Origin of the sequence: Micromonospora sp. NPDC051296, from assembly GCF_040682255.1 — a bacterium.
In the GTDB taxonomy this organism is placed as follows: Bacteria; Actinomycetota; Actinomycetes; order Mycobacteriales; family Micromonosporaceae; genus Micromonospora; species Micromonospora craterilacus.
In genome coordinates this window covers 1-6,179 of the sequence record NZ_JBFBAO010000390.1, presented here as the reverse complement: position 1 = coordinate 6,179, position 6,179 = coordinate 1, and the positions used below count along the sequence as shown (strand labels likewise).

Below are 6,179 nucleotides of genomic sequence, written 5' to 3'. Positions count from 1 at the left end.
TTTCCAGGAGTCCGAGTTGCCACAGCTTGTTTCCGTTCAACGGGGTCAGTTCGGCGTTGGGCGCGTCGAGCAGGGCGTTGACGTAATCGGCGCGGAACAGGTCGCGGCGGCGGGCCTCGGGCGCGGACAGCGCGTCGCGTACCCGGTCGAGGAGCTTGCCCTCCAGGTGGGTGAGGCCCGGCACCGGGAAGTAGCCCTTGGGCCGGTCGATCACCTCGTGCGGCAGCACTCGGCGGCCGATCTCCTTGAGCACACCCTTGCCGCCCTGGGCGAGCTTCAGCTCCGGCGGGCAGGCGGCGGCCAGTTCCACGAACTCGTGATCCAGGAAGGGCACCCGGGCCTCCAGCCCGTGCGCCATGGTCATGTTGTCGACCCGCTTGACCGGGTCGTCGGTGAGCATGATCTGCGTGTCGATGCGCAGGCCGGCGTCGACCGCGGTCTGCGCGCCGGGCCGGGCCAGGTGCCCGGCGACGAACTCCCGCGCCGGGTCGCCGTCGGCGAGCCAGTCGGGGTTGAGCACCCGGGCCAGCCCGGCCGCGTCGCGGTCGAAGAACGCCTGGGCGTACGTGTCGAGGGCCTGCGCGCGGTCGATCCGGTGCAGCGGCGGGTACCAGTGGTAGCCGGCCAGGATCTCGTCGGCACCCTGGCCGGACTGCACCACCTTGACGTGCCGCGACACCTCCTGGCTGAGCAGGTAGAACGCCACGCAGTCATGGCTGACCATGGGTTCGCTCATGGCCGCGACGGCGGCCTCCAGCGGGGGCACCAGATCCTGCGCGGCGACCCGGATCTGGTGGTGGTCGGTGTCGAAGGTCTTGGCGACCACATCGGAGTAGCGGAACTCGTCGCCCTCCCGGCCGCCGACCGCGTCGAAGCCGATGGAGAAGGTGGACAGCCCGCGCTGCCCCTCGCCGGCGAGCAGGGCGACCACCAGGCTGGAGTCCAGCCCGCCGGAGAGCAGCACGCCGACCGGTACGTCGGCGACCATCCGCCGGCGTACGGCGGTGGTCAGCGACTCCAGCAGCGCGTCCTGCCAGTCCTTCTCGGACCATCCGGTGTGCTCGGACCGGCGGAGGAACGGCGGATCCCAGTAGACCCGCTCGTGGGTGCGGCCGTCGGGCTCGTAGACCCGGACGGTCGCCGGGGGCAGCTTGGTGACGCCACGCAGGATGGTGCGGGGCGGCGGCACGATGCTGTGGAAGCTGAGGTAATGGGCCAGCGCCACCGGGTCGATCGTGGTGTCCACGCCGCCGCCGGCGAGCAGCGCGGGCAGCGTGCTGGCGAACCGCACCACGTCGGGCGACTCGGCGAGGTAGAGCGGCTTGATGCCGAGCCGGTCCCGGGCGAGCACCAGGCGGCCGGTGTCCCGCTCGCTGATCGCCACGGCGAACATGCCGACCAGGTGGTCGACGAAATCGAGCCCCCACTCGGCGTAAGCCTTGACGACGACCTCGCTGTCCCCGCTGGAGAAGAATTGGTGGCCCTTGGCCTGCAACTCGGCGCGCAGCTCACGGTAGTTGTAGATGCAGCCGTTGAAGACGCCGGTCAGGCCGGCGGCGGAGTCCACGATGGGCTGGCCGCTGGCGGCCGACAGGTCGATGATTTTCAGCCGCCGGTGACCGAGGGCCACCGGCCCCTGGGCCCACACTCCGCTGCCGTCGGGCCCCCGGTCGCACATCGTGGTGGCCATCCGTTCCACCGTGGCGACGTCGGCACGCGTCGCGTCCCGTCGGAACTCTCCAGCCAGTCCGCACATGCCAGCCCATGCTGCCAGAGGTTGTTGCGATTCGCCTGTTGAGACCATGACGGTCGTGTAACAGCATTGCTAGAATCCGCGCCCCCGCGATCAAGTCGGCGAAACGACCCCGGGGAGTCTGGGCGTTTCGTGTCGCCCTCAGTGCGCTCGCACTGATCGGTGCCGCTCCCGCGATGTGACGAATGCCGCAATCCGGGTCGCGTGCAGGTGGCCGCAGTGTCCAGAGCATTGCCACTCGTCGCGTAGCAAGGGCCGAACGGACGATCTTCCATAGTGGATATAGGGATGTGTCGACGTCTCGGGGTCCATACGGTCTGACCACACGCTGTCACCACGGGGGAGGATCAGTGCGTAGTTATACAACTATGCCTTCGCACAGACGGAAGTCACGCCAGGCACGGCTCAACGCGCAGCGGTGGATTGGCGCCGGTTTGGCTGTCGTGCTCGCCGCGACGATGGCGGACTGGGCCGTTGCCCGGCCGGCGCAGGCGGCGCCCGCGCCGGAACCCGCTCCAGCACCGGCGGAACCGCAGACGCTGGAGCGGCCGGACGAGGCCGCCGCGATTCATACGGCGCGGTTGACCGGCAAGAAGGTACGGATCGGCGAAATGACCTCCGAGACCTCGGAGTTCTGGGCGCTGCCGGACGGTCGGGTGGAGGCAGAGGTCCACCTCGGCCCGGTGCGGGTGCGCGACGATGCCGGCGGGTGGCAATCGGTCGACTTCAACCTGGCCAAGCAGCCGGATGGTTCGGTCCGGGCGAAGGTCCACCCGAACGGACTGCGGCTCTCCGGTGCCGCCGGCTCCGGAGAGCACGACCTCGTAACGGTCGGCCAGGACGGCGACCAGCTCTCGCTGGGCTGGTCCGGTGCCCTGCCGGAGCCGGAGGTGGACGGCACCCGGGCCACCTATCCCGAGGTGCGCCCCGGGGTGGACCTGGTGGTCGAGTCGACCCGGACCGGTTTCGAGCAGTTCCTGGTGGTCAAGAACCGGGCCGCGGTCGCGCAGGTACGCAGCATCGCCCTGCCGCTGCGCGGCAAGGGACTCAAGGCGGTGGCGGACGACCAAGGCGGATTCGAGATCCGCGACGCCGCCGGCGAGACCGTCGGTGTGTCACCGGAACCCCTGATGTGGGACGCACGGGTCGATGCGAAGTCCGGCGAACGGCTGCGGCAGACCAGGGTAGGTAAGAAGGTCGGCGCGGCCAAGGGCGGCCGGCTGGCGGTCACCCTGACTCCCGACGAGGCGTGGTTGACGGACAAGGCGACCACCTTCCCGGTGACCATCGACCCCGCCGTGACGCTCAAGCCCAACTACGACGCGTTCGTGCAGATCGGCTTCACCAGCGACCAGTCCGCCGCCACCGAGCTGAAGGTCGGCACCTACGACGGCGGCGCGACGAAGGCCCGCTCCTTCCTCAGCTTCCACGGCATGGAGTGGTTGCAGGGCAAGCAGGTCCAGGCGGCGACGCTGTACCTGTGGAACCACCACTCCTGGTCGTGCACGGCGCGGCAGTGGGAGACCTGGCAGACCAGCTACGTCAATACCTCCGCCCGGTGGACGAACCAGCCGACATGGATGAAGCGGCTGGGCTACACCACCGCCACCAAGGGCTACAACTCCTCGTGTGCCGCCGGTCGGGTCAACGCGTCGGTCACCGGGGCCTTCGCCGACCAGGCCAACGGCGTCACCTGCTGTAGCACCGTCAACATCGGGCTGCGGGCCGCCTCGGAGACGGACAACCTCGGGTGGAAGAGGTTCCACTCGATGGAGGGTGCGAACGACCCGTACGTGACGCTGACCTACCAGACGCCACCCACTGTCACGGCGCGGGCGACCGTGCCGTCGTTGCCCTGCGCGACGGGTACCAGCACGCCGTACGTCAACACGAAGACCCCGCAGTTGCGGGCGCAGGTCAACGACACCGAGGGTTCGCAGGTGCGGGCCGAGTTCGAGTGGCTGACCGGCGGTGGCACCCGGATCGGCGGCACCACCGTCGGCCCCGGCGCGTCGGGTTCCTGGCTGGCGACCACGGTGCCGGCCGGTGCCTTCGCCGAGGGTGGCACCTACTCGTGGCGGGTCCGCGGCAACGACGGCAGCGCGAACGGCCCCTGGACGGGCTACTGCGCGATGATCATCGACACGGTTGAGCCGTCGGCGATGCCCACGGTCTCGTCGACCGCGTACCCGGCGGGTCAATGGGCCGGTGCGGCGGGGACGGCGGGCAGCTTCACCTTCGGCGCGGCCGGGGTGAGTGATGTGACGGCATACGAGTACGGGCTCAACGTCAACCCGCCGAACCAGACGGTGAACGCGCCGAGCCTGGGTGCGAACGCGACGGTGTCGATCGCGCCGACGGCGGACGGTCCGCAGACGTTGTACGTGCGGTCGCGGGACCGGGCCGGGAACCAGTCGGCGATCCGCACCTACACGTTCAACGTCGGCTCCGGGGCGGTGACGGCGCCGAAGGAGGGCGACATCACCGCGGCGAAGACCGCGATCACCGGTATCGGCCAGGCGGCGGCCACCGGGGTGACGTACCAGTGGCGGCGTGGTGACGCCGACGCGTGGGTGAACATCCCGACCGGGCACGTCACGGTCGCCGCCGGTGGTGGCTCGGTGACCTGGCCGCTGCCGACCAGCGGTGGGGGCAACTTCGCCAAGCTGAACTGGGACGTCGAGGCCACCCTCGCGGCGGCGGACGCGGAGTCGATCCCGCGGAACGGTCCGTTGCAGCTGCGCGGCACGTTCACCGGCGGCACGGGCGGGACGTCCAGCGCGGTGAAGATCACTTTCGACCGGGACCAGGCGTCGGCGGCGTCGCAGGAGGTCGGCCCGGGTTCGGTCAACCTGATCACCGGCAACTACAGCCTCTCGGACACCGATGTCTCGGTCAGCTCCTATGGCAGCGACCTGACGGTGACCCGCTCGTACAACACCCGGCGGGCGGCGGAGACGGACACGGCAAACATGTTCGGGCCAGGCTGGGTGTCCGGCGCCGTCGTCGAGGAAGCCGAGGCGCCATACACCTCCCTGACCGTGTACGGGTCGCTGGTGCAGGTGGGGCTGCCGGAGGGTGACACCATCGGCTTCACCAAGCGCACGGCCACCGCGTTCGACCCGGAGATCGGGATGGAGTTCCTGCGGCTGTCCTATGCCAGCGGCAGTGACTCGTACTCGTTGATCGACGAGGACGGCAACAACGTGACCTTCACCCGGGTGGCCGGCACGGCAGCGGGCAAATACTTCCCGACCTCGGTGATGGTGCCCGGTAGCAACCAGACCACCACACTGGGCTGGGAGAAGGCCACCGTCGCCGGCAAGGAGGTGGTCCGCCCGGTCCGGATGCTGGCACCGGTGGCGGACGGGGTCAACTGCGCCACGTTGACCCGGGGCTGCCGGGCGCTGACCTTCACCTACGCCACCGCGACGACCGCGACCGGCACGGGCGAGTCGGCCTGGGGTGACTACACCGGCCGGGTGAAGGAGATCGCGTTCACCGCGTGGGACCCGGACCTGGCCACCCCGGCCATGCGTACCGTGCCGATGGCCCGGTACGCGTACGACAACGCGGGTCGGCTGCGGGCGACCTGGGACCCGAGGCTGGACTGGAACGACGCCGGCACCACGCGGCAGTTGCGGGAAACCTACGACTACACCACCGACGGCATCCTCAGCGCCGTGAAGCCGGTCGCGGAGGAAGCATGGCAGCTCGCCTACTCCGCGATCCCGGGTGACCCGGGTGCGGGCCGGCTGCACAAGGTGACCCGCTCCGCGCTGGCCGCCGGGACCGCAACGCAGACGGTTGTTTACCAAGTGCCGGTCTCCGGCACGGGTGCGCCGTACGACTTGTCACCGGCGCAGACCAACCGGTGGGCACAGCCCGAGGCCCCCACCGACGCGACCGCGGTGTTCCCAGCCAGCCAGGTGCCCACCGGTAACCCGGCCACCGGCACCCTGCCGTCGTCGTACGAGCGGGCCACGGTCACCTACCTGGACGCCAACGCCCGGCAGGTGAACACGGCCACGCCGGGTGGGCACATCAGCGCCACCTGGTACGACCAGTGGGGCAACATTGTCCGCACCATCACGGCGGGCAACCGGGCCCGCGCCCTCAACGCCAGCACGTCCGACGACGCGGCGGCCGAGAGCATGCTCGCCCGCAGCCACTCCACACTCAACGTCTACTCCTCCGATGGTCAGCGACTGACCAACACCCAAGAACCGGAACACGACGTCATGCTGGACGCCGGCGTCGTGGTACGGGGGCGTAAGCACACCAGAAACACCTACGACCAGGGCGCACCCAACACCGGCGGGCCGTACAACCTCATCACCAAGGAGGAGGTCGGCGTCCGGATCTGGGACGCGGGCGGCGTGGAGAGCGACCACGACACTCGGACCACCACCACCGCCTACGACTG

At 69.9% G+C, this 6,179-nt stretch carries 2 protein-coding genes; one reads left to right on the top strand and one right to left on the bottom strand.

Going from position 1 to position 6,179, the window contains the following annotated elements:
• A partial coding sequence (locus AB0M52_RS28790) for an N-acetylglutaminylglutamine amidotransferase (protein WP_363960149.1) occupies positions 1 to 1,756 on the bottom strand: 1,756 nt, incomplete at its 3' end.
• A gap of 440 nt (positions 1,757 to 2,196) precedes the next feature.
• On the opposite strand from AB0M52_RS28790, the gene AB0M52_RS28785 reads away from it, so the two are divergent.
• Positions 2,197 to 6,179, top strand: a 3,983-nt coding sequence (locus tag AB0M52_RS28785) for a DNRLRE domain-containing protein (protein ID WP_363960152.1), incomplete at its 3' end; no start/stop codon positions are given.